Origin of the sequence: Janthinobacterium lividum, from assembly GCF_034424625.1 — a bacterium.
GTDB classification, from domain to species: domain Bacteria; phylum Pseudomonadota; class Gammaproteobacteria; order Burkholderiales; family Burkholderiaceae_D; genus Janthinobacterium; species Janthinobacterium lividum.
In genome coordinates, this window is record NZ_CP139976.1 from 2577173 (window position 1) to 2602939 (window position 25767).

28 protein-coding genes are annotated in these 25767 nt (G+C 65.6%); 11 read left to right on the top strand and 17 right to left on the bottom strand.

The window, feature by feature from the left end:
• Positions 1-31 precede the first annotated feature (31 nt).
• From U0004_RS11765 to U0004_RS11785, 5 genes are all read left to right on the top strand, one after another.
• A complete protein-coding gene (locus tag U0004_RS11765) occupies positions 32-982 on the top strand; it encodes a hypothetical protein (protein WP_070259102.1) in 951 nt (316 codons plus the stop codon).
• A complete protein-coding gene (gene pdxR / locus U0004_RS11770) occupies positions 979-2454 on the top strand; it encodes a MocR-like pyridoxine biosynthesis transcription factor PdxR (protein WP_070259101.1) in 1476 nt (491 codons plus the stop codon). Before U0004_RS11765 ends, pdxR begins: the two co-directional genes overlap by 4 nt.
• A 177-nt stretch (positions 2455-2631) precedes the next feature.
• Entirely contained in the window at positions 2632-3768 is a 1137-nt protein-coding gene (locus tag U0004_RS11775) for a benzoate/H(+) symporter BenE family transporter (protein WP_070259289.1), read from the top strand.
• A 74-nt stretch (positions 3769-3842) separates the two neighbouring features.
• Positions 3843-4598, top strand: a complete 756-nt coding sequence (locus U0004_RS11780) for a CPBP family intramembrane glutamic endopeptidase (RefSeq protein ID WP_147284979.1) — start codon at positions 3843-3845, stop codon at positions 4596-4598.
• 31 nt (positions 4599-4629) lie between these two features.
• Positions 4630-5172 (top strand): gamma carbonic anhydrase family protein, encoded by a 543-nt coding sequence (locus U0004_RS11785; protein WP_070259099.1) that lies wholly within the window; start codon positions 4630-4632, stop codon positions 5170-5172.
• Here U0004_RS11785 and U0004_RS11790 read toward each other — a convergent pair.
• From U0004_RS11790 to U0004_RS11820, 7 genes are all read right to left on the bottom strand, one after another.
• A complete protein-coding gene (locus U0004_RS11790; RefSeq protein WP_070259098.1) occupies positions 5145-6086 on the bottom strand; it encodes an acyl-CoA desaturase in 942 nt (313 codons plus the stop codon). The genes U0004_RS11785 and U0004_RS11790 overlap by 28 nt on opposite strands.
• Positions 6086-6403, bottom strand: a complete 318-nt coding sequence (locus U0004_RS11795; protein ID WP_034782889.1) for a DUF3144 domain-containing protein — start codon at positions 6401-6403, stop codon at positions 6086-6088. The genes U0004_RS11790 and U0004_RS11795 overlap by 1 nt, the downstream gene beginning before the upstream one ends.
• Before the next feature lie 71 nt (positions 6404-6474).
• Complete coding sequence (locus tag U0004_RS11800; RefSeq protein WP_231958573.1) at positions 6475-6978, bottom strand: gluconokinase; 504 nt, start codon at positions 6976-6978, stop codon at positions 6475-6477.
• Positions 6975-7478, bottom strand: coding sequence for an OmpA family protein (locus tag U0004_RS11805; protein WP_034782886.1), 504 nt, complete (start codon positions 7476-7478; stop codon positions 6975-6977). Before U0004_RS11805 ends, U0004_RS11800 begins: the two co-directional genes overlap by 4 nt.
• A gap of 16 nt (positions 7479-7494) precedes the next feature.
• Positions 7495-8766 (bottom strand): diguanylate cyclase domain-containing protein, encoded by a 1272-nt coding sequence (locus tag U0004_RS11810; RefSeq protein ID WP_034782885.1) that lies wholly within the window; start codon positions 8764-8766, stop codon positions 7495-7497.
• Positions 8763-9350, bottom strand: coding sequence for a YfiR family protein (locus tag U0004_RS11815; protein ID WP_231958571.1), 588 nt, complete (start codon positions 9348-9350; stop codon positions 8763-8765). Before U0004_RS11815 ends, U0004_RS11810 begins: the two co-directional genes overlap by 4 nt.
• A 194-nt stretch (positions 9351-9544) precedes the next feature.
• Positions 9545-11197, bottom strand: coding sequence for a Na+/H+ antiporter (locus U0004_RS11820; RefSeq protein ID WP_034782883.1), 1653 nt, complete (start codon positions 11195-11197; stop codon positions 9545-9547).
• A 207-nt stretch (positions 11198-11404) separates the two neighbouring features.
• On the opposite strand from U0004_RS11820, the gene U0004_RS11825 reads away from it, so the two are divergent.
• The 4 genes from U0004_RS11825 to U0004_RS11840 all read left to right on the top strand — a co-directional run bounded on the left by U0004_RS11825 (position 11405) and on the right by U0004_RS11840 (position 16357).
• A complete protein-coding gene (locus U0004_RS11825; RefSeq protein WP_070259093.1) occupies positions 11405-12703 on the top strand; it encodes a cytochrome c in 1299 nt (432 codons plus the stop codon).
• 24 nt (positions 12704-12727) lie between these two features.
• Positions 12728-13195 (top strand): (2Fe-2S)-binding protein, encoded by a 468-nt coding sequence (locus tag U0004_RS11830; protein ID WP_070259091.1) that lies wholly within the window; start codon positions 12728-12730, stop codon positions 13193-13195.
• Positions 13188-15506 (top strand): xanthine dehydrogenase family protein molybdopterin-binding subunit, encoded by a 2319-nt coding sequence (locus U0004_RS11835; protein WP_070259089.1) that lies wholly within the window; start codon positions 13188-13190, stop codon positions 15504-15506. The genes U0004_RS11830 and U0004_RS11835 overlap by 8 nt, the downstream gene beginning before the upstream one ends.
• 185 nt (positions 15507-15691) lie before the next feature.
• Complete coding sequence (locus U0004_RS11840; protein WP_070259087.1) at positions 15692-16357, top strand: dienelactone hydrolase family protein; 666 nt, start codon at positions 15692-15694, stop codon at positions 16355-16357.
• A gap of 9 nt (positions 16358-16366) precedes the next feature.
• On the opposite strand, the gene fghA is transcribed toward U0004_RS11840, so the two are convergent.
• From fghA to U0004_RS11865, 5 genes are all read right to left on the bottom strand, one after another.
• Complete coding sequence (gene fghA, locus U0004_RS11845) at positions 16367-17233, bottom strand: S-formylglutathione hydrolase (RefSeq protein ID WP_269462327.1); 867 nt, start codon at positions 17231-17233, stop codon at positions 16367-16369.
• Between the two features lie 72 nt (positions 17234-17305).
• Complete coding sequence (locus U0004_RS11850; RefSeq protein ID WP_115057458.1) at positions 17306-17860, bottom strand: hypothetical protein; 555 nt, start codon at positions 17858-17860, stop codon at positions 17306-17308.
• Positions 17860-18723 carry an NAD-dependent protein deacetylase gene (locus U0004_RS11855; protein WP_070259082.1) on the bottom strand — a complete coding sequence of 288 codons (864 nt, stop codon included), beginning with the start codon at positions 18721-18723 and terminating at the stop codon, positions 17860-17862. The genes U0004_RS11850 and U0004_RS11855 overlap by 1 nt, the downstream gene beginning before the upstream one ends.
• A gap of 48 nt (positions 18724-18771) precedes the next feature.
• A complete protein-coding gene (gene lepB, locus U0004_RS11860; protein ID WP_070259080.1) occupies positions 18772-19443 on the bottom strand; it encodes a signal peptidase I in 672 nt (223 codons plus the stop codon).
• 223 nt (positions 19444-19666) lie between these two features.
• Positions 19667-20218 (bottom strand): GNAT family N-acetyltransferase, encoded by a 552-nt coding sequence (locus U0004_RS11865; RefSeq protein ID WP_070259078.1) that lies wholly within the window; start codon positions 20216-20218, stop codon positions 19667-19669.
• Positions 20219-20297: 79 nt separating this feature from the next.
• On the opposite strand from U0004_RS11865, the gene U0004_RS11870 reads away from it, so the two are divergent.
• On the top strand, positions 20298-20690 hold the full coding sequence (locus U0004_RS11870) for a VOC family protein (protein ID WP_070259076.1): 393 nt from the start codon (positions 20298-20300) through the stop codon (positions 20688-20690).
• Position 20691: 1 nt separating this feature from the next.
• On the opposite strand, the gene U0004_RS11875 is transcribed toward U0004_RS11870, so the two are convergent.
• The gene (locus tag U0004_RS11875; RefSeq protein WP_070259074.1) at positions 20692-21276 is read right to left on the bottom strand and encodes a DinB family protein; all 585 of its coding nucleotides are present in this window, start codon (positions 21274-21276) and stop codon (positions 20692-20694) included.
• Positions 21277-21515: 239 nt separating this feature from the next.
• On the opposite strand from U0004_RS11875, the gene U0004_RS11880 reads away from it, so the two are divergent.
• Complete coding sequence (locus U0004_RS11880) at positions 21516-22427, top strand: HDOD domain-containing protein (RefSeq protein ID WP_167468649.1); 912 nt, start codon at positions 21516-21518, stop codon at positions 22425-22427.
• Positions 22428-22467: 40 nt separating this feature from the next.
• Here U0004_RS11880 and U0004_RS11885 read toward each other — a convergent pair whose 3' ends face one another.
• Genes U0004_RS11885 through U0004_RS11900 form a run of 4 tightly spaced genes read right to left on the bottom strand, consistent with a single transcriptional unit; the run spans position 22468 to position 25699 of the window.
• Positions 22468-23169: an ABC transporter ATP-binding protein gene (locus U0004_RS11885; RefSeq protein ID WP_070259070.1), complete on the bottom strand. Its 702-nt coding sequence runs from the start codon at positions 23167-23169 to the stop codon at positions 22468-22470.
• On the bottom strand, positions 23162-23875 hold the full coding sequence (locus U0004_RS11890) for an ABC transporter ATP-binding protein (RefSeq protein ID WP_070259068.1): 714 nt from the start codon (positions 23873-23875) through the stop codon (positions 23162-23164). The genes U0004_RS11885 and U0004_RS11890 overlap by 8 nt, the downstream gene beginning before the upstream one ends.
• Complete coding sequence (locus U0004_RS11895) at positions 23868-24830, bottom strand: branched-chain amino acid ABC transporter permease (protein WP_070259066.1); 963 nt, start codon at positions 24828-24830, stop codon at positions 23868-23870. The genes U0004_RS11890 and U0004_RS11895 overlap by 8 nt, the downstream gene beginning before the upstream one ends.
• The gene (locus U0004_RS11900) at positions 24827-25699 is read right to left on the bottom strand and encodes a branched-chain amino acid ABC transporter permease (protein ID WP_034782865.1); all 873 of its coding nucleotides are present in this window, start codon (positions 25697-25699) and stop codon (positions 24827-24829) included. The genes U0004_RS11895 and U0004_RS11900 overlap by 4 nt, the downstream gene beginning before the upstream one ends.
• Positions 25700-25767: the final 68 nt, after the last annotated feature.

Sequence of the window (25767 nt, forward strand, 5' to 3'; positions counted from 1 at the left end):
TTGTTTTAACCTTGATCGGGGAGCCGGGCCGATGCTGCAAGCGCAAGCGCTGGATAATCGACTGGTCGCCACCAGTGCCGACGATGTGCTGGTCGACCGCATCGTGCCCGGCGCGCCGCTGGTGATCGCCTTTGGCTTCGTTTCGTGGACCACGCGTCCCGCCTTCGATTTTTACGGGCGCCTGCGCAAGCTGGAGCAGGCCAGCGGCCAGCATCTGAACAAGATCCTCGTGCGCGATTCGGGCAATGCCTGGTACCACCGCCGCATCGCGGGCCTGGGCAGCCATGTGGATGAAACGGCGCAGGCCCTGCGCGAACTCGTGCGCCGCATCGCGCCCAGTCAAGTCACCACCGTCGGCCAATCCATGGGCGCGTACGCGGCCGTCATGTATGGTTTGCTGCTGGACGCGCAGCAGATCGTCGCCTTCGGGCCGCTGTCCTTCCTCGACGTGCAGCAGGCGCGCTTGTACCATGAGCTGCGCTGGCTGCCCGTGATGGAATCGCTGGCGCAAGACCCGCCGCCGTCTGGCTACTACGACCTGGCGGCCCTGTGCCGCGCCAGGGCGACGAACGATACGCAGCTGCACCTGGTGTTCGGCACGCGGCCTGACGTGGCCCGGCCTGACGCGGCCAGTGCCGGCGCCAGCGCCAGCGAATCGGTGAATCTCGACGCCATGCATGCGCAGCGCCTGGCCGCGTTCGGCCGCTGCACCCTGCACCCGTTCCCGCAGTCGGGCCACGCGGTGGTGCAGCACCTGATCGACACGAAGCGCATCAACGGCTTGCTGGCCGCATGCATACTCGGTCTCACGCTGGAAGATGAGCCCATGCCGGAGATCGGCGCCGCCTGGCAAGACTGGGTGGCGGAAAACCTGCGTTTGGGCTGCGCAGGCGAACAGCTGGTGGCGGTGCTGCAGCAGCACGGTTTTTCGCTGGCCAGCAGCATGGCTGCCGTGGATGCGGCCCGCGCCAAGGCCATATGACGCCGCAGTTTGAACTCGACACCCTGAAAATCCGCATCGCCGCGCCCGAACTGGCGGCGCTCGATTTGCGCGTGCGGGTGCAGCGCGCGCTGCGCCAGCTGATACTCGACGGCGTGCTGGCGCCCGGCCTGCGCCTGCCGGCCACGCGCGCGCTGGCGCAATCGCTGGGGGTGTCGCGCGATACGGTGGAAATGGCGTATGCGCAGCTGCGCCTCGATGGCTATCTGCGGCGGCAGGCGGGATCGGGCAGTTTTGTCTCGCCGACGATAGGCGCGAGCTTGCTGGGCAAGCCTGCGATGACGCTGCCGCCCTTGTCCGCGCAGCCGGTGGCCCTCAGCGCGCGCGGTGCGCAGATTCTCGCCAGTGGCGGCGTGGCCGACCAGCAGAGCGTGAAGGCATTCGCCACGGGCTTGCCGGAAACGCGGGCCTTTCCGCTCGACGTGTGGGAGCGCTTGCGGCGCCAGGCGGCAGGCGAACACCAGGCCGGCATGCTGCTGCACGGCGACCCGCAAGGGGCCGGGCCTTTGCGCCAGGCCATCGCCGACTATGTGAACCTGGAGCGGGGCGCGCGGGCCACGGCCAGCCAGGTGCTGGTGCTGAGCAGCACGCGCCAGGCCCTGTACCTGTGCGCGCAGGTGCTGGCCGACGCGCACGGTCCCATCCTGATGGAAGACCCCGGTTATTTCGGCGCGCGCAAGGCGTTCGAGATGGCGCAATTGCAGGTGATTCCAGTACCCGTCGATACGCATGGCTTGTCCATCGACCACCTGCGCGCGGACCGCAGCGGCGCCAACACGATTTACGTCACGCCATCGCATCAATACCCGACGGGCGCCACCCTGGCGCTCGAGCGCCGGCTGGCCCTGACTGCCTGGGCTGCGGAACGCCGGGGCTGGATCATCGAGGATGATTACGACAGCCAGTTTCACTACGCGGGCTTGCCGACGGCGTGCGTACAGGGGCTGGACACGCAGCAGCGCACGATTTACCTGGGTACCTTCGCCAAGTCGCTGTATCCGGGCCTGCGCATCGGCTACATGGTGCTGCCGCCCGCGCTGGTCAAGCCGATGACCCATGCGCGCAGCATTCTCGATGGCCACACGCCGCAGCTGGACCAGCTGACACTGGCCCGTTTCATCGCCGATGGCCATTTCGCGGCACATGTACGCGCCATGCGCAAGGTCTACGCCGTGCGCCGCGATGCGATGGCGCAGGCCGTGCAGCGGCACTTGCCGCACGTGGTCGCGGCGCAGCTGCCGCCGGGCGGTTTGCAGATGCCGTGTCTGCTGCACGAGGGCAGGGACGAGCTGGAGACGATACGCCTGGCGGCGCAGGCGGGCATCGTGCTGCCGGGCCTGAGCCGGCTGTATGCAACGCCGCCCGCGCGGGGCGGCTGGCTGCTGGGCTTTGCCGCACTCACGCCGCACGAGATCGACAGCGGCATCGTCCGCCTGGCCCGCGCGCTGGGGTAAGTCTTCAAGTGGTCTGTTATGTATGCATGAAGTGGCCTGTTTGAGCAGTCCATGCAAACGCTAAGATGCCCCTTTTGAACATCAGGCAAGGGCACACGCATGCACACAAGCTCCACATCATCGGCCGCAACCGGCAACAGGCGCCAGGCGCGCTGGCGCGACCTGGCGTCCCCCGCCATGGCCGCCTTCATTTCCGTCCTCGTCAACTATGGCGGCACCTTCGTGCTGGTGTTCCAGGCAGCCCAGCTGGCCCAGCTGAGCGCGGCGCAGACGGCATCCTGGGTCTGGTCGCTGAGCATCGGCGTGGGCGTGACGGGCATCTGGCTCAGCTACCGCTACCGCGCGCCCATCATCACGGCCTGGTCCACGCCCGGCGTGGCCTTCCTGGCCACCGTCATGCCGCACACGCCGTATGCCGAGGTGATCGGCGCCTACATGATCTCCGCCATCGCCTTCATTGTGCTGGGCATGTCCGGCGCCTTCGAGCGCCTGGTGCGCTTGATTCCTGGCGGCATCGCTGCCGGCTTGCTGGCCGGTATCCTGCTGCAGTTTGGCGTGAATGCGTTTGGCGGCGCCAGCGCCGACCCGCTGCTGGTGGTGGTATTGCTGCTGTCGTATGCCGTGCTGCGCCGTTTCACGGCACGCTTTGCCGTCGTCGGCATCATGCTGATCGGCCTGGTCCTGCTGCTGGCACAGGGACGCATCGATGCGCAAGGCATAGCACTGGCCCTGGCCGCGCCCGTGTTCGAGATGCCGCGTTTTTCCGTGGCGTCCCTGCTGGGCGTGGCGCTACCCCTGTTCCTGATCACCCTGACGGGGCAGTACATGCCCGGCATGCTGGTGCTGCGCAATGACGGCTACCAGGTCAGCGCCAATCCCATCCTGACGGTGACGGGGTTCGGTTCGCTGCTCATGGCGCCATTCGGCGCGCACGCCTTCAACGTGGCCGCCATCACGGCCGCCATCTGCACGGGCAAGGATGCGCATGCGGATCCGTCGAAGCGCTATGTCGCGGGGCTCGCTTGCGGCGTGCTGTACATTCTGGTGGGCATCTTCGGCGTCACCCTGGCCAGCCTGTTCATGGTCTTGCCGCGCAGCTTCATCACGGCGCTGGCGGGCCTGGCCCTGCTGGGCGCCATCGGCAACAGCCTGGCGCAGGCGATGGCGGACGTGCGCATGCGCGAAACGGCCTTGATTACTTTCCTGGCGACGGCCGCGAATGTGACACTGCTGGGCGTGGGCGGCGCCCTGTGGGGGCTGGCTGCCGGACTGGCGGCGCATGGCCTGATGCATGGATGGCGCAAGGCGGCATAGCAAGATAGGTTGCCCGTTTTGCCAGCCGGCGCATACAATTGCTGCGCCCGTGCCCGTTGGCACCGTAATCCGACTTGACCCGAACGATGCCCGAGATCATTTCCCTGGCGCAGTATCTGCTGGCGATCACGCCCGCCTTCCTCGTTTGCGGCGCCTTGCTGCTGGTGTTGCCACGTACTGTGCCACGCTCGGTGCCGCTGCTGCGCGTGCTCGTGCACATTTTATTTTTCGTGCTGGCGCGCGATGCGATGACGGCACACGGCTATTGGCAGGTGGCGGCGGGCGGCTTGCGTTTCACGGCGCCGCCGCTGGGCTTGCTGGCGCTGGGCGCCATGTCGCTGGGGCTGGTGGCCAGCACATGCTGGCTGGAAAGCGAGGCGCGCCGCCAGATCCACTGGTTCGGCATGCGGCCAGCCCTGTCCGTGCTGCTGGGCGTGGCGGGCGCCGCCCTGATCATCGCGCTGGCGACGGGCTTGAAAGCCGTGTTTAACTTGCCCTCGCTGGCGCCCGTCGCGCCATCCGCGCTGCCCTTGCTGCTGGGTTTTGCGCTGGCGGCCAATTGTTATGAGGAATTGCTGTTTCGCGGCTTGCTGCAGCAGCAATTGCGCGCCTGGCTGCCGGCCTGGCGCGCGGCGCTGGTGTCGGGCCTGCTGTTCGGCCTGTGCCACGCCTTCCTCGCCACCACCGTCACGCAGGTGGGCGCGCCCATCCTCGTGTTTACCGTGATCGAAGGCGTGGTGGCGGGGCTGGTATATTGCCGTGCCGGCCTGCTGGGCGCGTCCCTGGCGCATGGGCTGGCGATTTTTGCGCTGGCCGCCGGCTGGGTGTGAATGTTTACTATTTATGAAGAGTGAGAAAGCGATGCCTGTCAGTTCCTACCTGAATACCCGCCCCGTCGTGGGCGAGCGCGTCTACCTGCATGACACGGCGCAAGTGATCGGCGATGTGCAGATCGGCGACGACTGCTCCATCTGGTGCAACAGCGTGCTGCGCGGCGACGTCAACCGCATCGTCATCGGCGAAGGCAGCAATATCCAGGACTTTTCCATGGGCCACGTGTCGCACAGGAATGCGGCCAAGCCCGATGGTTCACCGCTGACCATCGGCAACTACGTGACCATCGGCCACTCCGTGATCTTGCACGGCTGCACCATCGGCGACGAGTGCCTGATCGGCATGGGCAGCATCGTCATGGATGACGTGGTGGTGGAAAAGCACGTGATGCTGGGTGCGGGCAGCCTGGTATCGCCGGGCAAGGTGCTGGAAAGCGGCCATCTGTACGTGGGCCGGCCCGCTGCCAAGGTGCGCGCGCTCACCGAAGCCGAGATCGCCTACCTGCGCTATTCGGCCGAGCATTACGTGCGCGTCAAAAACAATTACCTGGCCGGTGGCGACGGCGCCTGAGCGCTAGCGGTATCAATGCGGCGCAGTTCCGGCCGCGGCGCCAGGTCTTGCGGCAGGCGCAAGCTGGACACGAGGCCCAGGCGCCGCAAGAGCAGCAGTACCCACCAGCCCGGGTCCCATTCGCCCGGCAGCAGTCCAAGCCTGGCCGAGCCCGGGTACGCGTGATGGTTGTTGTGCCAGCATTCGCCCATGGTCAGCAGCGATGTCAGGCGGATATTCCGGCCCTGCACGGCGGCGCCGTCGACATGAAAGTGCATCTGGCCATGGTTGTGGGCGAAGTAGCCGATCAGCCAGTGACCGAGCACGCCGGCGCTGACCCGCGCGCAGACGCCCCAGCAGACCAGGCCCCAGCCGCCCCAGGCGTAGAACAGCACGGCCCACGGCAGTTGCTGCAGCATCCAGGTTCTTTCCAGAAAACGATAGAAGCGGTCGTGCGCGATGCGCGGCTCGATGGCGATGTGCGGCGGCTGGTCGAGGTCAAGGCGGCAGAATAATTGCCACCAGGCATCGTTCCAGAAGCCGGCGCCGTGGCGCAGATACGGGTGGCAATCGTGCAGGCGCTGCGCATAGTCGCGCAGTTCGTGCTGGCGCAGCAGGCCCAGCGGGCCGCTGAGGCCCACCAGCACGCCCAGATACACGAGTACATATGCCAGCCATTGCGGGCATTCAAAGCTGTCGTGGATCAGCTTGCGGTGGCTGCCCAGCGAATGGCCGAACAGCAGGACGATGGCCGTGCCGCTCACAAACAGCAGCAAGCCGGTCCAGCTGAAGCAGAGCAGGGCGCCCGTCACGGCGCCGGCCAGCATGGCTATCAGCCACAGCACTTGCAAAGGCGCAAAGCGTACTGAACCTTTCAGCACGCTGTCGGCGTAGGTGGCGCGGGCGCGGTGGCTGGCCAGGCTGGCTGCGGACATCAACCCTTGGGGGCTGACGACGGTTGCGTGTACTTGTCGAAGTTGGTGATGTAGTCGTTGAAGTTGTCGGTCAGCATGCGCTTGTACTGTTCCGTGAAGAATGCCACGGCGCCTTCCTTCTCTTCCTGCATCTTGGCCACGTCGTTGCTCTTGCTGGCGACGAGGAAGGCGTTGAAGCGGGCGGCCGCGTACAGCAGCGAGGTGGCGACTTCATTGCCGCCGCTGTGCATGCATTGTTCATTGGCCAGGGCGATGACCTGGTCGGCGCGTTCCCAGAATTCTGGGCCCGGTGCTGGTTTGGTGGTTGGTGTGCTCATAAAAATCCCTCATGAAAGTGCGCGCCAGTCTACACAGGGGGCCGCGGACTGTCCAGCCGCGCGGCCGCCAGTCAGGGCGTTTGCAGGATCTGTCCGACCAGCACGGCCAGCGGCTGGCGGATGTCGAGCACGATGCCGGCCTCGTCCGCTTGCAGCGGTTGCAGCGTGGCCAGCTGGCTGTCGAGCAGGCTGGCCGGCATGAAATGGCCGGGGCGCTGCAAACGGCTTTCCAGCACGGCGCGCGGGCCGTCCAGGTGGACAAAGCGCAGGGCTGGGTCGCCCTCGCGCAGCACGTCGCGGTAGGCGCGCTTCAGGGCCGAGCAGGAAACGACGAGGCCGTCGCCTTGCGCGCTGGCCGTGGCGATGCGCTCGCGCAGGGCGGCCAGCCAGCCGGCACGGTCGGCGTCGTCGAGCGGGATACCGGCCGCCATCTTGGCCACGTTTTCCGGGGAATGCACGTCGTCGCCTTCCACATACGGCACGCCCAGTGCGCTGGCCAGCAGGCTGCCGACGGCGCTCTTGCCGCAGCCGGACACGCCCATCACGACCCAGCGGGCGGGCGCGCCTGTCCTCATGGGGCCGAGACGATAACGGTGACGCGGCGGTTTTCCGCCTTGCCGGCCTTGCTGGCGTTCGAGGCGACCGGTTTGCTCATGCCCAGGCCCTTGACGGTGATATTGCCGCGTGGAATGCCGGCCACGCCCATCGCATCGGCCACCACGTTGGCGCGCGCCAGCGACAGTTTGTTGTTCAGCACTTCGGCACCTTCGTTGTCCGTATGGCCTTCCACGCGCATGTGCGTGATGCCCACTTTCAGCAGGGCGGCGCTGATTTTCTGGATGGCGGCCCGGCTCGGCGCCGTCAGGCTGGAAGCGCCGAAATCGAACAGCAGCTTGTCGGTAAAGCTCAGCTCCCAGCCTTCTTCGGTTTGGTTGAAGCCTTGCTCCTTCAAGGTGGCCACTTGCTCGGCATTGAACAGCGGTTTTTTCTCTGGTGTGCTCTGGCAGGCGGCCAGCAGGCCCAGCATGAACAAGCCGAGGAAGACGCGGCGTAATTGTTTGTAGATGGATTGCATGGTATTGCTCCTTGATTCAGGGGTGGGTATGGGGTTGCGGCAGGCGCGCCACCTGGCGCGTGCCGCGCTGCGCCTGCTTGGCGCGGTACATGGCTTCGTCCGCCGCGCCGACCAGCGAAACGGCGTCGATGGCGTGATCGGGGAAGACGGCCACGCCGATGGTCAGCGAGCTGACGATGCTATTGCCGGTGGGCAGCTCAATGGCTTGCGCCATGGCGGCGATGATGTTGTCGGCGATGTGCATGGCGTCGCTGCTGTTGCGCAGCGGCTTGAGCAGGATGGCGAATTCGTCGCCGCCCAGGCGCGCCACCAGATCGCCCTCGCGCAATTGCTGCTTGATGCGCGCGGCGATCGTCACCAGCACGCGGTCGCCCGAGGCATGGCCGAAGGTGTCGTTGATATATTTGAAACGGTCGCTGTCGAGGAACAGCACGGCCACCTTGCCATTGCCGACCCGCGCTTCGAGGATGGCGCGTTCCAGCTCCGCTTCCATGAAGGCGCGGTTAGACAGGCCCGTCAGGCTGTCGTGATTGGCGCGGTGCGACAGCGAGGCGTTTTCCTTTTGCAGATGGCTTTGCCATGCTTCCAGTTCGTCGAGCAGGGCGTTGAAGTCGTCATTGATCTGGTTCAACTCGGCAATATTGGCCGGCGGCACGCGCAGTTCGAACGAGCGGTCGCGCCGCACGCGGTGGGCCGTTTCCGCCAGGTGGCGCAGGGGCGACGTGATCTCCGTTTCCATGCTGCGCGACAGGCGCACGGCGACGACGAGGCTGAGCACCAGGCAGGCGAGCAGGCAGGTCAGGCCGCTGAGCAGGAAGGGCAGCAGGCTGCGGCTGTGCGGCACCAGCTTGATGCTGCCGATGGCCTGTTCGTTGCGCGTGATGGGGAAGGTCAGCGAATCGGGCAGCATCCAGCCCGTCAGCGCGCGTTCGATGTAGTAGCGCGTGCCGTGTTCGCCCCGTTCCCAGCGGGCCAGCACGTTGCCGGCCGTGTCGCTCACCTGCGCCTGGTCGATGTCTTCATTGACGCCGATCAAGGCCAGCGCTTCCTTGGCGGCCATGGAATCGCCAAAGACAACGGCCCCTTCCACCGTGTAGCTCATCGAGCGGGCCACCAGGCGCAGGTTCTGGTCCGAATACACGCGCAGGGCCAGCAGCGCCACGGCTGTCAGGGTCAGGCCAGCCGCCAGCACGGCGATCAGCGACACGCTCAGGTGGGCGCGCCGCAGCACGCTGTCGAGCGTCGGGCGGGGCCGGCGGGCAGGCTTGTTGCTCATCCGGGCGCTCATGGCGGCGGTCCCTTGCGACGTGCAATTTGCAAGGCGTTCGGATGCACGCGCAGGCCGCTGCGGGCGATGGCGTCGAGGTTGACGTCAAAACCGATCTGCGCCTCGGCGAGGCGCAGGCAGAACATGGTGCCCACGGCGCAGGACGTGCCGGGTTCGGCCACCGATAAAATCGGCTTGCCGATGATCTGCGCCAGCAGATGCTCGCGTTCGCCCTCGGGCAGGCTGCCCAGGTAGACGACGTCGCATTCGCTGACAGCGGCGGCTGCCGCCGGAATTTTCACGCGGATGCGCTGGCCCAGGCTGGAAGCGGGCGTGTCGACGATGGCCGCGCCGTAACGGGGCGCACCGAGCATGCAGACGCGCACTTCCTGGCGCGCCACGGGCCAGCGCACATAACTGATGATGCCAAACAGGACCTGGGCCACCTCGGCGGGACGCCTGGCGTCCGCCGCCGCGCCCGTTTGCGCCCAAGCGCACGGGGCCAGCGCCGTGCAGGCCAGCAATGATGCCAGCAGCGCGGCCAGCAGCACGACGAGCAGGGCGGGCGGCGCGGAGCGCTGCCGGTGGCGAGGGAAGGAGGGCACGGCGTCGGTGTCTTTATGCAGGTCGGGTTGCTATTCAACTAGTTACTCAGCAACACAGACTCTACGGAAGTCCCTGTTGAAAGTAAATCACGGCGCTACGCCATAAACCTTGCATTATAAACACGAATGTGAAAACTTGCATTCTTTACCATGAGAATTACTTGTCAACACTGCCGTGGCGTGCCAAAGTGTTGCTATTCTTCCAGTGTCGCTTCCAGCAAGTCGATTTCGCGCAGCAGGCGCAAATGGATGGTGTCGTCCAGTTCGCCCGAGATGCGGCGGCGGAACAGTTCATCCCGCTCCGCATTCAGCGCTTCCAGGCGCAGCGCCCGTTCGGCCTTGGCCAGTTCCTGCAACCGCATCGCTTCGTCGTTGCTGCTTTCGCCATATGCGAGGCGGCGCCGGTAGGCTTCGATCAGGCGGTTGGCCGCTTCCGTGACGACTTGCTGCTTGTCATTTTTGTCGATGCCTTCGCACACTTTTTCCAGCCGCGCGATGGCCGCTTCGGCGGCAGCGGCGCGCGCATTGCGCTCTTCCGTCGAACGGCGCGCGGGCGGCGCGAACACGAGGCCCTTGGTCAGCAGGGGCAAGGTGACGCTGGCCAGCAGCAGCGACAATAAAATCACGCCCATGGCCAGGAAGATGACGAGGTCGCGCGCGGGAAAGCGCGTGCCGTCGGGCAAGAACAAGGGCAGGGTCAGAATGCCGGCCAGGGTCAGCGCGCCGCGCACGCCCGCGAACGACGCCACCAGCAGCAGGCGCAGGCTGGGGCGCGCCAGCAGCGCCGCGTCCTTCGGTTCGCCTGCCATTTTCTTGTGGTGCTTGAACAGGGTCAGTTTCATGGAAATGAAGACCCAGAGGAAGCGCATGAAGGTCAGTCCCACCGTGATGGCGATGACGAACAGGGGCAGCTTCCAGGCGCTGCCGGCGCCGATTTCGGCGGAGGCGGCCGGCAAGCCGGCAACGGTGGTGGGCAGCTGCGCGCCCAGCATGACGAAGATCACGCCATTCAAGACCAGTTGCACGGTATCCCACACGGCCTTGCGTTGGGTGCGCGTGGCGGCCAGTGGGCGGCCGATCAGGTCGGCGTAATGCATGGACACGCCCGCCGTGGCGGCGGCCAGGATGCCGGAACCGTGGATTTGCTCGGCGCCCAGGTAGGCGGCGAACGGGATCAGGATGCTGATGAGGATTTGCAGGCCCGGCTCTTCGCCGACCTTGCTCACCAGCCATTTATTCGCCAGTCCCACGCCCCACGAGATGGCCAGGCCGATGATGATGCCGCCGCCCGCTTCCTGCAGGAAACTCAGCGAGGCGGCACCGATGGAAAAGCCGCCCGTCATCATGGCGCCTACGGCAAACGTGAAGCAGACGAGGCCCGACGCGTCGTTGAGCAGGGATTCGCCTTCCAGGATGTGCATCAGGCGCGGCGGGATCGGGTTGCCGGCGGCGATCGCCGACACGGCCACGGGGTCCGTCGGCGAGAGGATGGCGCCCAGCGCGAAGGCGACGGCCAGCGGCACGCTGGGGATCAGCCAGTCGATGAAAAAGCCCATGCCCAGCACGGTAAACAGCACCAGGCCGATGGCCAGCATCAGGATCGAACGGGCGTCGGAAAAGAAGGCGCCCTTGGGGATGCGCCAGCCATCGAGAAACAGCAGTGGCGGGATGAAGAGCAGGAAGAAAATGTCGGGATCGAGCGGCACTTGCACGCCAAACACGGCCAATCCCGTGCCGCCGGCGATCTGGATCAAGGGCAGCGGCAGCTTGACCCAGCGCGAGCGGGCGAGAAAGCCGCACAGGACGACGGTCAGAACGAGGATGAGGATGATGGTAACGGTATGCATGAAGGAGCGGCGGCGTGCTGAAACGCTGATTATAAGGCGCGGCCCGTCTGTAGGCACCGCCTGCGTGTCATTGCGTACATACAACAAGTCACAATCGCGGTAAGATTGTCACTGTGGCCCTGCTGCCGCCGCCGTTGGCCGGCGGCTGGCCGCCTTGCTTGATATCTTTGCTTTTACCCTGGCCTTTACTTTTCACTGGTTCCTGTTTTGCTCAAGAAAATCTTCACCGGACTGCTGCTGTCGCTGGCATTGCTCATCGTGGCGGCCCTGGCCGCGTATCTGTATTACTGGCGCCCTGCGCTGGCGCCCATCGATCCGCCTGCCGCCACGGCATTTTCCCCGCAAGTGGTGGAACGGGGCCGCATCCTGGCCGGCATGGGCAATTGCGCCGCCTGCCATACGGCCAAGGGCGGCGCCGATTACGCGGGCGGCCACGGCCTGGCCACGCCGTTCGGCACGATCTACGCGACGAATATCACGCCCGACAGGCAAACGGGCATCGGCCGCTGGTCGCTGGCCGCCTTCCAGCGGGCCATGCGCGAAGGCGTGGGCCGCGATGGCGCGCATTTGTATCCTGTCTTTCCGTACACCCATTTCAACCTCGTCTCGGATACGGACCTGACGGCCTTGTACGCGTATGTCATGACGCGCCCGCCCGTGTATGCGGTGGCGCCCGCCAACAGCGTGCCGTTTCCCCTGAACCTGCGCCCCTTGCAGGCGGGCTGGAAGCTGCTGTTTTTCAAGCCAGCGACTTTCCAGCTTGATCCTGCACAAGGACTGGACTGGAACCGGGGCCGCTATCTGGCCGAAGGCCTGGCCCATTGCGCCGCCTGCCACACGCCGCGCAATGCGCTGGGCGCGGAGCTTGCCGGTTCGTCCTATCTGGGCGCGCCCATCGACCACTGGTATGCGCCGGCCTTGACCAGCGCCAACACGGCCCCCTTGCCATGGACGCAGGACGAGCTGTACGCCTTCCTGCGCACGGGGGCGACGGCCCTGCACGGCGTGGCGGCAGGGCCCATGTCGGCCGTCGTGCATGAAGGCATGGGCGCCTCGCCCGACAGCGATATCCGCGCGCTGGCAACGTATTTTGCCGGCGTGGCCGGGGCAGAGCAACGCCAGGTGGATACCGATACCGTGGTAAAGGCCGGCATCGCCCGCTCGCAGAGGGTCAGCCTGGTCGACAATGACCGTGGCGCCAGCCTGTACGTGGCCGCCTGCGCGTCGTGCCACTCGAACAGCGATGGACAGCCCGCAGCCTTGCGCCCGGAACTGAGCCTGAACAGCGCCGTCAGCGCGCCCGATCCCGCCAACCTGATCCAGGTGATTTTGCACGGCATCAGCAAGGATGACGCCATGCCCGGCGTGCTGATGCCCGGTTTTGCCGCCTCGCTGACGGACAACGACGTGGCCCAGCTGGCCGCCTATCTGCGCCGCAGCCGCAGCCATCAGCCGGCCTGGACGAACCTGGAAGCGGCCGTGGGGGGCGCGCGCGCCGGCAAGTAATTCTTGAAAGTTTCTTAAATATTTATGTATAACATTACCGTGAATGGCCAACCCTTCGGCACCGAGGCCGACGCCGAGACGCCCCTGCTGTGGGTGCTGCGCGACGAAGCCCGCTTAAAAGGCACGAAGTTTGGCTGCGGCATCGGCATGTGCGGCGCCTGCACCGTGCACGTGGATGGCCGCGCCATGCGCTCCTGCATCACGCCGATTGCCGCCGTGGCCGGCTGCGCCATCACCACCATCGAAGGCCTCTCGCCAGACGGCACGCACCCGCTCCAGCGGGCGTGGCTCGCCACGCAGGCGCCCCAGTGCGGCTATTGCCAGTCGGGCCAGATCATGCAGGCAGCCACCCTGTTGAAAGACTATCCGCAGCCGACGGATGCGAATATCGATGCCGTCATGAGCGGTAACCTGTGCCGCTGCATGGCATATGTGCGCATCCGCAAGGCCATCAAGCTGGCGGCCGGCATGCAGGAGGCGCCCGGTGTTTAAGTTGCCAAAAGAAACTACCAGTGCCCGTCCCAGCCCGCTGAGCCGGCGCGGTTTCCTGATCGCCGCCGCCGGCACGGGTTTTACCCTGGCCTTCTTGCGCGCCGACAGCTCCTTGGCCGCCGGCAAGGCGGCACCCGTGCTGCCAAAACAAACCGCCGCGCCCGCGTTCGATCCCAGCATCTGGTTCCAGATCGGCCGCGACGGCATCGTCACCGTCAACATCGCCAAGGCGGAAATGGGCCAGCACATCGGCACGGCCCTGGCGCGCATCGTGGCCGAGGAGCTGGAAGCGGATTGGAGCAAGGTGCGCCTGCATTACGTGGATACGGACCCGAAGTGGGGTTTGATGGTGACGGGCGGCAGCTGGTCCGTCTGGCAGAATTTCGACCCGCTCAGCCGTGCCGGCGCGGCCGGGCGCCTCGCGCTCGTCGAGGAAGGCGCGCGCCTGCTGCGCGTGCCCGTGTCCGCCTGCCACGCCAGACTGGGCGTCGTGCATGGCCGGGGGCGCTCGATCAGCTATGGCGACATCGTGCGCCGTGGCAAGCTGGCGCGCCAGTATACGCCCGAGCAACTGAAGGCCATCGTGCTGAAAACGCCGCCGCAGCGCAGCCTGATCGGCCAGCAGGTGCAGGCGCTGGACATCCCCGCGAAGATCAATGGCACGGCCGTGTACGGCATCGATGCGGAAGTCGAGGGCATGCTGTTTGCGCGCCCGAAGATCCCGCCCACGCGCTATGGCTCGAAAGTGGTGTCCATCGATGATACGGCCGCGAAAAAGGTCAAGGGCTACCTGCGTTCGTTTGCCTTGCAGGATCCCAGCGGCACGGTGCCCGGCTGGGTCATGGTGGTGGCTGAAACGTATGCGGCCGCCATGCGCGCGGCCGAGCTCGTGCAAGTGAAATGGCGGGCCGGCGCGGCAGCCCACGTGGCGGAGCAGGATATCCTCAACTATGGGACCAAGCAGCTGGCCGATGCCAGTCTGGGCGCCCGCGTGGTCGATGATGATGGCGTGGAGCAAGCGTTCAACGATGCCAGCCTGCAGCTGGAACGCCACTACACGACCAGCACCGTGCTGCATTTTCAGCTGGAACCCGTGAATGCCGTGGCGCAGGAAATCGACGGCGTCTGGCACATTCATGCGGGCAACCAGTGGCAATCCCTGATCCTGCCCGTGCTGGCGCAAGCGTTGAAGGTGCCCGAGAGCAATGTCATGCTGCACACCTATCTGCTTGGTGGCGGCTTCGGGCGGCGCCTGAATGGCGATTATTGCGTGCCGGCCGCGCTGGCCGCGCAGGCCGTGGGGCGCCCTGTCAAGATGATTTGCACGCGGGCCGACGATGCCCGTTTCGATTCGCCCCGTTCACCATCCGTGCAGCATGTACGCATGGCCTTCGACGACGCCGGCAAGGTGTCGGCGATGGTGCACGAAGCGAGCGCGGGCTGGCCCACGCAAGCCATGATTCCCGCCTTCCTGGCCAAGGATAAGCAGGGCCATCCGTATGACCCGTTCGCCATCGCCGGCGCCGACCACTGGTACACGGTCGGTGCGCAGCGCGTGCGGGCTGTGTCGAACGATCTGGCCAACAGCAGTTTCCGCCCCGGCTGGCTGCGCTCCGTGGGGCCCGGCTGGACGAATTGGGCCGTGGAAAGTTTCATGGATGAGGCCGCGCAGGCGGCCAAGGTCGATCCGCTGGCATTCCGTTTGTCCTTGCTGCAGGGCACGGGGCGCAACGCGGGCAGCGCGCCGAACGCCGTCGGCGGCGCCGCGCGCCTGGCCCACGTGCTGCAGCGGGTGGCGGACAAGGCCGGCTGGGGCAAGGCCATGCCTCCCGACACGGGCCTGGGCATCGCCGCCACGTTCGGCCAGGAACGCGACATGCCCACCTGGACGGCCTGCGTCGCGCGGGTCAAGGTGGACCGCAGCACTTGCATGGTGAAAGTCGAAAAATTGTTCATGGTGATTGACGCGGGCAGCATCGTCGACCCCGATGGCGCGCTGGCGCAGGCGGAAGGGGGCGCCCTGTGGGGCGTGAGCATGGCCTTGCATGAAGGCACGGCCTTCCTGAATGGCGAAGTGAAGGACACCAACCTGAATACCTATACGCCCCTGCGCATGGCCGACGTGCCCGAGCTCGACATTGAATTTGTTGCCAGCACGGCAACTTCGACGGGCATGGGCGAACCGCCCACGACGGCCGTGGCGCCCGCCATTGGCAACGCCATCTTTGCCGCCGTGGCCTCGCGCGTGCGGCATTTGCCGATCCGCCCGGAAGCCGTGCTGAAGGGGCTGGACCGGCACGGCGCCGTGTAGTCCTGCCATCCTGCTTTCCTGGCGGCGGTGCGCGAACGGCTGCGCAGGAATGGCTGCGGGCTGCTACACTGAGGTTAGCCGCCCCGGGTATGCAGGCTGTGCCCGTCCCGGCAAGATCAGCGTAAAATCAGCGCACAGCTCGACTTCAGCTTTAGCTTGATCCCAGCTCGATTGCGGAGGCAACCATGCAAGAACAATTTGTCAGCATTACGGCCGATGAACTTCAACTGGATGGCGTGCTTGAAATGCCCGAGCGGCCGGTCGGCATCGTCCTGTTTGCCCACGGCGCAGGCGCCGACAGCGACTATCTGGGCGCCTCCAGCCACGCCACTTCCCAGGATTTCTTGCGAGCGGGCATCGCCACCCTGCGCTTCGACCAGGGCGGCGTCGGGCCTGGCGGCGGCAGCAATGGCCACGCCTATTTCGTGCGCAGCGATATCGTGCTGCTGGCGCGCCAGCTGGAAAAAGCCCTGGGCTGGCTGCAGATGGACGCGTCCACGCGGCGCTTGCCCTGCGGCTTGTATGGCTATGGCACCAGCGCGGCCGTCGTGATGCAACTGGCGGCCTGGCGCAGCCCGGAAATCGCCGCGCTGGCCGTGTGCGATGGCCAGGTGGAAATGGCGGGCAAGGCGGCGCTGGAAAATGTGCGCGTGCCATCGCTGCTGATCGTGGGCGGGCGCGATCCCGACGTGGCTGGCCTGAACCGCATGGCGTTCGCCACTTTGCGCTGCGACAAACAACTGGAACAGATTGCCGCACCCGGCGGCCCCGACACGCGCCACCAGGCGGCCTTGCTGGCCACGGACTGGTACACGCGCCATTTCAACGGGCATACCAGCACGTCGCAGTAGCGCGGCAGATCAGGCGGCGCGCAAGTTCTTCGCATGGAAGCGCACATGCTCTTCCATGAAGCTGGCGATGAAGTAATAGCCGTGGTCATAGCCGGCATGGCGGCGCAGCTGCACAGGCTGGCCGGCGTCGCGGCACGCCGCTTCGAAGACGTCGGGGTACAGTTGCTCGGGCAGGAATTTGTCGGCCAGGCCCTGGTCGATCAAGATGCCTTCGGGAAATGATGCTGGCTGGCCCTGCCGGCCGCGCATCAGCGCGCTGGCGTCGTACTGCTGCCAGCTGGCTGCATCGCTGCCCAGGTAGCCCGTAAACGCTTTCTTGCCCCACGGACATTGACTCGGTGCGGCGATGGGGGCGAAGGCGGAGACGGAGCGGAACAGTTCCGGGTTGCGCAAGGCCAGCACCAGCGCGCCATGGCCGCCCATCGAATGGCCGAAGATGCCCGTGCGTTGCGCATCGATCGCCAGTTCCTGCTCCAGCAGGGCGCGCAATTCCAGGATGTAGCTGTACATGCGGTAGTGGCTGCTCCACGGCGCCTCGGTGGCGTCCACGTAAAAGCCCGCGCCCACGCCGAAATCCCAGGATGCGTTCTCGCCCGCGATGTTCGCGCCACGGGGGCTGGTATCGGGCGCGATCAGGATCAGTCCTTCTTCTGCCGCCACGCGCTGCGCGCCGCCCTTGATCATGAAGGTTTCTTCCGTGCAGGTCAGGCCGGCCAGGTAAAACAGGGCGGGGCGCTTGGTGCTGACCGTGGCGCCTGGCGCCGTGTCGGGAATGAAGGCCGAGAAACGCATGGGCAAGCCGATGGCTTGCGCGTCGTGGCGATAAAAGCGTTGTACGCCGCCAAAACAGGCGTGTTCACTCAACAGTTCCAGCATGAATTCTCCTCGTTAATCTCACAGTATAGCCAGAGTGGCAGGCGGCTGGAATAGCAGAGCGGCAAGCACGCGTCACCACTTGCAGCTGCTGTCGCCCGTCGCGCCTTTCAGCAGGAAGGGCAGCTTGGCCAGGCCGGCGAATTCCACATTGCCTAGCCGCGGCTTGTAATCGTTGTCGCACTTGGGCCGCGCGGCGCTGGCGATGGCTTGCGCCGTCCTGTCGCTGGACGTCAGTGCTGGCCCGGCGATGGATGGGCCAGTCTGACGCGCCGCTTCCCTGGCCTGGCGTTTCAAGGCGTCAAGGTCGAGCGCAGCGGGAGGCGCCAATGCGGCTGCCACGTCGGCAGCGGCAGCAGGTGCAGGCATTGCTGCGGGCACCGGCACGGGCGTGATGGCTACCGTATGCGGAGGCCGCGCCTGGTTTTTTGAGATTGCTGGCAATAGGGGCTGCGCAGGCGGCGATACGGGGGCCAGCAACAGCAGTTGGGTGCTGCGCTGTGGCCGCAACGGTGGTGCCGGCAGGTGGTTTGAACGCAGCACTTGCCATAGCAGCACATGCAGCAGCACGGCGATGCCGGCACCGGCCAGCATGCGTACCGATTCCCGTGGCTGCGGCGGGGGCGGCATCAATCGAGCATGGCCGCGACCAGCGGCAGGATGTCCTGTGCCGGCGCTTCGGTCTTGAATGCCAGTAAATGGTCGGCGCGCGTCTTGCCCAGGTTGATGGCGGCCACGGGCTTGCCCGTTTCGGCCGCCATGCGGCACAGGCGAAAGCTCGAATACACCATGACGGATGAACCTACCACCAGCAGGGCGCCAGCTTCCATCATCTTGCGCTCGGCTTCGGCCGCGCAGGCGGCAGGCACGCCATCGCCGAAAAACACCACGTCAGGCTGCAGGGTGCCGCCGCAGCGGGGGCAGGCGGGCACGTGGAAGGTGGCCAGCTGCATTGGTTCCAGCAAGGCATCGCCATCGGGCGCCGGCGTGGCCGTGGCGCCCAGCAGGTGCGGATTGTCGCGTTCGAGCTGATCCTGGATCAGGCGGCGCGTGTGGCGGGTATGGCAATCGAGGCACACGACGCCATGTATGCTGCCGTGCAACTCCGTGACGGCCGCGCTGCCCGCTTGCTGATGCAGGCCATCCACGTTTTGCGTGACCAGGCCGCCTATTCTCCGGCGCTGCGCCAGTTGCGCGATGGCCAGGTGACCGGGATTCGGCACGGCCCGCGCCAGGGTTGGCCAGCCCACCATGCTGCGCGCCCAGTAGCGGCGGCGCACGGCTTCCTGGCGGCGAAAATCGGGACCTTGCACGGGCGCGTTGCCGCGCCGCACGCCCTCCGTGTCGCGGTAGTCGGGAATGCCGGACGCCGTGCTGATGCCGGCGCCCGTCAGCAGCAGCACGTCGGGATGGCGTTGCAGGAACTGCGCCAGCTGATCGAGGGCGTGGCGGCTGCTGGCTGGCTGCCGGCTGGCGAAGGAAAAATTTTGCATGATGCGCCATGCTAACCGAAAAGCAGGATGCCGTTGCAAGGGCGATACTTACTCCAGTTTCATGCCGAAACGCTGCAGCCGCGGCTGCCAATGTTCCTCGATATTGGCCGAGACGAGGATGCGCTCGGCCTTGCCGATCAGCAATGCACGGGGCACGAAGCCGAAATAGCGCGAGTCGGCGCTGTTGTCGCGGTTATCGCCCAGCATGAGGAAATGGTCGGCCGGCACCGTCACGGGGGCAAAGCTGCGCCGCGCGCCAGCGATTTGCGGCAAGACCTGGATGCGGTGCTGCTCGGTTTGGTTGCGTTCGCTGATGCGCTGGGCCGTCAGCTGGCCCACGTGGGCGATGGTTTCAGGCGCCGTGTCGAGCGCCGTGTACTGGGCAGGCAGGCCATTGATGACCAGCTGCTCATTGCGCATTTCCACCGTGTCGCCGGGCAGGGCGATGATGCGCTTGATCAGGCGCGTGCCGTCTTTCGGCGAAGAAAAGGTGACGATGTCGCCCCGCTGCGGTTCGCCCAGGCGCTGCAGCACGATATCGGTGAGCGGCACTTTCAGGTTGAAGGCCAGGCGGTTGACGAAGACCACGTCGCCTTCGAGCAGGTTGGGGCGCATGGACGCCGACGGTATCGGATTCCAGTCCGCCACGGCCGTGCGGAACACGCCGAACAGCAGGAGGAACATCAAAAAACCTTTGTTTGCGCGCATCCATGTGCTCATGTCGGCTCTTTCGCTGGGCTGTGCCCGTGATGGTGAAGGGAGGCGCCATTGCTGCTGGCGACCTATTCACGATGCACGGCGAGGCTGAAGCCAGTCTTAAATGGCGCCAATGCGGGCACCAATGCGCAGGTGAATGGCGGGGATGGCGTACCGCTGTTGCGTGCACGCATCACTACGCCGGCTTCCGCGATGCCGGCACTTGTCGTGCATGCCATCCCACAGCTCACCGAGCGCCGTCATCCATGGTTTGCGTGTTGCGCCGTTCAAAATACAGCAGGTCCGACCAGACACCCTGGAAGCGCATGGCTTTTTCCGAGCGGCCATACTGGTGAAAGCCGTTACGCTGCATGACGGCGACCGAGCCCAGGTTTTGCGGCCGCGCCGTCGCTTCCAGGCGCCACAGTTCCAGTGTGCCGAACGCTTCCTCCAGCAGCAGGGCGACCACGCGCGTGGCGTAGCCGCGTCCGCCGAACCGTTCGCCGATGCGGTAGCCGAGCGTTGCCTTGTTGAAATAGGGGCGCGTGACGGCCGTCAGGTTGACCCGGCCGATGATTTGCCCGTCCAGTTTTGCCAGGTACTGGTAAGCGAGGTCTTGCTGGCGCTCGCGCTGCGCCTGCTCGATGGCGGCGGCGATGGCTTCCGGGTGGTAGTAGGATGGCGCGCGCGCCGTGACCCAGTTTTCAAAATACGCGCGGTTTTCCAGTTCGAAGGCCAGCAAAGCGGGAAGGTCGCTGCTGGCCGGCGGGTGTAGCTGAAGGCGGTCGAGGTCTGGCATGGGAGCGTGTCGGAAAGCGATGCGCCATTATAATCAGCTGGCGCATTTCGCCGCACATCTGAATTCATGAAGGAGCAGCATGCTGTCCCATATCTGCCTGGGAACCAACGACTTTCCCCGCGCCTACGCCTTCTACACGGCGCTGCTGGGAGAACTCGGTTTGATCGAGAAATTTCATGACCCGGTCAAGCCATGGGCAGGCTGGATGGCGCACGATGCGCCGCGTCCCTTGTTCGTGCTGACGGCGCCGCATGACGGCTTGCCGGCCGCGCCCGGCAATGGACAGATGACGGCCCTTCTGGCGGCCAGCCGCGCCCAGGTGGACCGCTGCCACCAGGCCGTGCTGGCGCTGGGCGCCGCGTGCGAAGGGCCGCCCGGCTTGCGGCCCCATTACCACGCCCATTACTATGGCGCCTACTTCCTCGACCTCGACGGCAACAAGCTGTGCGTCTGCTGCCACACCGAGGAATAGTTCAGCGCTGGCCCCAGATATCTTCCTCTGTCCAGCCCAGCTCCGCAAAATCCTGCGCCCGCTCGTCCGCTTCGCCGGCGCAATAGAATTCGTCGAGCTGCGGCGGCGCGATGCGCGTGCCGGCCAGCATGGCGTGCACTTGCCCGCGGTGGTGGATCTGGTGCTGGAACAGATGCGCCAGCATGCGCTGGCGCGTGTCGACTTGCGGCGTGTCGCGCAGGATTGTCACGGGCCGCGCCAGGTCCGCGTCGCACAGCCTGCGGCAATGGGCGATCAGGCGCGCGTCGGATGCATGCTGTGCCGCCTGCAGCGTGGCGCAGTCGGTAAATGGCTCATCCTTTTCAAAGAAGACATAGCAGTCGGGATGGGGCGCTTCGCCGCGCAGCTCGCGTTCGAGCGCATCGAGGTAAAACCAGTCGCACGTGAGAATGTGGTTCAGGGTGGACTGGATGGTGGGGAAAAAGCTGACGCGCGTGGCCTGGAATTCGGCCTGGCTCAGTTCGCCGCAGGCTTTCAGCAGGCGGTGGTTGGCCCAGGCGTTGTTGTACGCCTGGCTGGTGACGTACTGGGCCAGCAGATTGTTCATGATGTACCTTGCAAAGAGGGGGACCTGCGCGAGCGCCACTGTAGCACTTTGCGGCAGGTGGACCAAGCCGGCCACGCCCGCCGCACTGGCACGGCTGTCATCAAGTAAAATCGCGCAGCGGATGTCGCGATAGTGATGCATATAAGGCTGGAATAGCAATGGGTTGGATAGGAAAATTACTGAACGGCGGCGACGGAAAAAACAAGCTCGCGCCAGCCACGGCAGGGGCGGCACCCGAGATGGCACGGCAGCCAGCCACCATCACCGAAATCGATGCCATCTACTACCGCTGGCTGGCGGCCGCGGGTGCGACGCAGGCGACAAAGCAGGCCGAACAGCAGATGCTGGATGAATTGACGCGCCTGGCCAGTGAACCGGTCGCCGGCGCCGCGCTGGTGCCGCGCATTCCGGCCATCATTCCGCAGTTGATGCGTACCTTGCAAAATGAAAACATGAGCGCGGCCGAGCTGTCGCGCCAACTGGCCCAGGACGTGCTGCTGGTCGCCGAGGTCTACCGCGAAGCGAACCGGCCCCGCTACCATTCGCGCTACAACGCCAGCCCGTCGATCAACAACATGGAAGGCGCCATCATGCTGCTGGGGCAAAACGGCATGCGCATGCTGCTCGCCCGCGTCGCCTTCCGTCCCATCGTCAGCATGCAGAGCGGCGGCCTGACCATACGCACGGCGCCGCTGATCTGGCGCCAGTCCGAGAAATGCGCGCTGGCGGCCAACCTGGTCGCGCCCGCCATGCAGGCCAACGCCTTCGACGCCTATCTGGCGGGACTGATGGCCAATGTCGGCCTGGTGGTGGCGTTCCGGCTGATCGACCAGATGCATGCGCCCGATGCCTTTCCGCAATCGGATGCCTTCATTGCCCAGGTGTTTGCGCAAGCGCGCATCCTGTCGGTACGGATCGCCGAGTTATGGGAGTTTCCCGAGTCCGTGACCCGCGCGATCGGGCATGCCGGCGTCGATGCCGATGCCGATCCGCAGGCGCGAGCGCTGGCGCTGGGAGATCGCTTGAGCAAGCTGCGCATGCTGGTCGATACTGGCCGCTTTCCTGCCGACGATCCCTTCGTGATGACGGGATTGAGCAAGGCCGAGCTGCAGGTGTTCGACAAGCTGGCCGACGAGGACGACGAGGAGTGACGGCCGCAGGCCGTCACGATGGGCATGCGGCGGATATCGCTCAGCGCGCAAAATAGAGTTCGTGCAGGTGATCGAGGTCGACCTCGGAAGCCGCCTGCGACAGCGCTACTTTGCCGCTTTGCATCAGGTAGACGTGATCGGCCACGCCCACGGCGCGCGCCGTGTTCTGCTCGACGAGGATGATGGTGCGCCGGCCGTCGTTCAGGCGCGCGAGGATCTCGAACAGCTCGTTGACCACCAGCGGCGCCAGGCCCAGCGACGGTTCGTCGATGATCAATAGCGACGGATCCGACATCAAGCCCCGCGCCATCGCCAGCATCTGCGCCTCGCCGCCGGATAATGAACCGGCCAGCTGCTTGCGCCGCTCGTGCAGGCGCGGGAACATGGCGTAGGCTTCGGCCAGGCGCGCCGGCATGTGGCTGCGGTGCTCTTTCGGAAACGCGCCCATGATCAGGTTTTCTTCCACGCTCATGTCGCGAAATGTCATGCGCCCCTCGGGGATCATGGTGACCCTCGCGTCGCTCATCTTCCACGTGGGCGTGCCGTTGATGGCCACGCCATCGAGCGCGATGCTTCCCGCGCCCACGGGCAGCAAACCCATGATGGCGCGCAGCAGGGTGGTCTTGCCGGCCCCATTCGGGCCGATGATGGTGGTCAGCTTGCCCTTCTGGATCGACAGCGACACATCCCACAGCACATTGATGGCGCCATAGCCGGCGCGCAGATTCTCTATGTTAAGCATGCGCGGCTCCCGTGTAGCTTTCGATGACGGCCGGATCGCGGAACACGGCATCGGGCGTGCCGTCGGCGATCAGCTGGCCAAAATTGAGCACGGCCACGCGCTGGCACAGATTGCTGATGGTTTCGATGTCGTGCTCGATCATGACGATGCCCACGCCAAAGGCCGCGTGCAAGTCCTTCAGCATGCCCATGAAGCGGCGCTTGCCGTTCGTTTCCAGGCCGGCCAGCACTTCGTCGAGCAGCAGCAGCTTTGGATTGGTGGCCAGCGCCTTGGCCACTTCCAGCGCCTTGAGTTCCGTCAGCGCCAGTTCGCTGGCCGCGTCGCGCCCGGCCTTGTCCGCCAGGCTGGTGAAGTCGAGGATTTCATCGATCTTGCGCATGTCCACCTTGCCGGTGCCGAAGCGCTGCGCCACGATGAGGTTTTCGCGCACCGTCAATTCATGCATCGGTTGCGGAATCTGGAAGGTGCGGCCCAGTCCCAGGCGGGCGCGCTGGTACATGGGCGTGGCCATGATGTCGCGCCCCTCGAAGCGGATGCTGCCGCTGGTGGGGCGTACCAGGCCGGAGATCGCGTTGAACAGGGTGGTCTTGCCGGCGCCATTCGCGCCCACCAGGCCGATCACGTCGTGGCTGCCCACGTTCAGGGTGACGGAATCGACGGCCGTCAGGCCGCCGAAGCGCACGCAGACATTATCGAGTTCAAGCATGTGCTTTCTCCTTCGCTTTGAACGCCTTGCGTAGCAGCGGCAGCAGGCCGTTCGGACTGAAGACGATCATCGCCACCAGCAGCACGCCCAGCACCAGCTGGTGGCCCGTGGGAATCAGCGATTTGAAAATCAGCTGGTCGACCAGGTAGACCACCACGGCGCCCAGCACGGGGCCGAGGATGGTGCGGTAGCCGCCGAAGATGGCCGCCACGATCGGCAACGTCACCCACAGGCTGTTGAAGGCGTAGTCCGGCTCCAGGAAGTTGATGTAGTGGGCGTTGAAGGCGCCGAACAGGCCTGCCATGAAGGCCGACACGAGCAGCATGGCGCCTTTCAGCAAGGTGCTGTTGACGCCGACGACGCGCGTGGCGTCTTCGCTGTCGTGCATGGCGCGCAGGGCGATGCCGTAGTGGCTGGCGCGGATGCGGCTGTAGGCAAACGCGCAGCACACCACCAGGGTCAGTACCACCAGGTAGGCGCCCGTCTTGCTGGCCAAATCGAAGCCGAAGACGGTGGGCAAGGTCGGGATGTTGTTGATGCCGCCGGCGCCGCCCGTCACGGAACTCCATTCCGTGGCCAGGATGCGGAAGATGTGGGCGTAGGCGAGGATGGCCAGCGCAAAATACGGCCCGCGCAGGCGCAGCACGGGCAGCATGATGACGGCGGCGATGGCCGCCCCCGCGCCGCCCAGCAGCATGGCGGCAAACACGGGCACGCCCAGTTTCACGGTAGCGAGGGCGGAGACATACGCGCCCACGCCGAAGAAGGCCGCATGGCCGAAGCTGACCATGCCGCCCAGGTTACCCAGCAGGGCCCAGGACATGGCCACGCCGCCGATGATCAGGGCCGCCACCACCATGCTCATCACATACTGGTTGCCGCCCAGGGCCAGCGGCACGGCGATATAGGCGGCCAGCAGCAGGCCCGCCGTGGACATCAGTGAAGTACGGCTCATCCGCGCCTCCGTTGTGCGCCGAACAGGCCGTTCGGCATGATGAACAGCACTAGCAGGAACAGCACCATGCCGGACAATTCCTGCAACGCGGAGCTGGCCAGGGTGACGGTCAGCGCTTCGGCCACGCCCAGCAGCACGGCGGCGATCAGCACGCCGGGTATCGAGCCGATGCCGGCGAGGACCGTAATGATGAAGGCTTTCACCGTCAGCGCGCCGCCGTAGGCGGGCTGGATCACGCCATAGCTGAACAGGGCGACGCCGGCAAACGCGGCCAGGATGCCGGCGACTAAAAAGGAAACCAGTTCCGTGCGGCCCGGGTCGATGCCCATCAGCTTGGCCGCGTCGCGGTTGCTGGAGACGGCGCGCACGGCGCGGCCATACCAGCTGGTGGACAGCCAGCGCCACAGGGCCGCCATCAGCACCAGGCTGACGCCAAAGAAGATCACTTCGCTGCGCATGCTGAAAAACGGACCGATCTCGATGCCTTCCTGCAGCCAGCTCGACGAGGTCGAGCGGATGTCCGCCTTCCATACGAGCAGGATGAAATTGGTGAGGATGACGCCGATGCCATAGGTGAGGATCAGCGAATTGATTTCGCGGTCTTTCTTGATGCGGCTGACGATCAGGTACACGCCCACGGATGTGAGGCTGACGATCACCAGCGCGATGGGAATGGCGAACATGGGTCCCAGGCCCAGGCCGGATTCCACGCTGTAGGCGATGTAGGCGGCCAGCAGCACCAGCTCGCCGTGCGCCAGGTTGATCACTTTCATGGTGCCGAAGACCAGCGCCAGTCCCAGTGCGATCAGGGCGTAGGAGCCGCCCTGCAGCAAGCCAGAATACAAGGCTTGCAAGATTAATTCTGTCATGTCGTCATCCCGTCAGGCTTTCCTGGCGCATCGCGAAGATGCACCAGGACCGCCGTTCATCGGTGCAC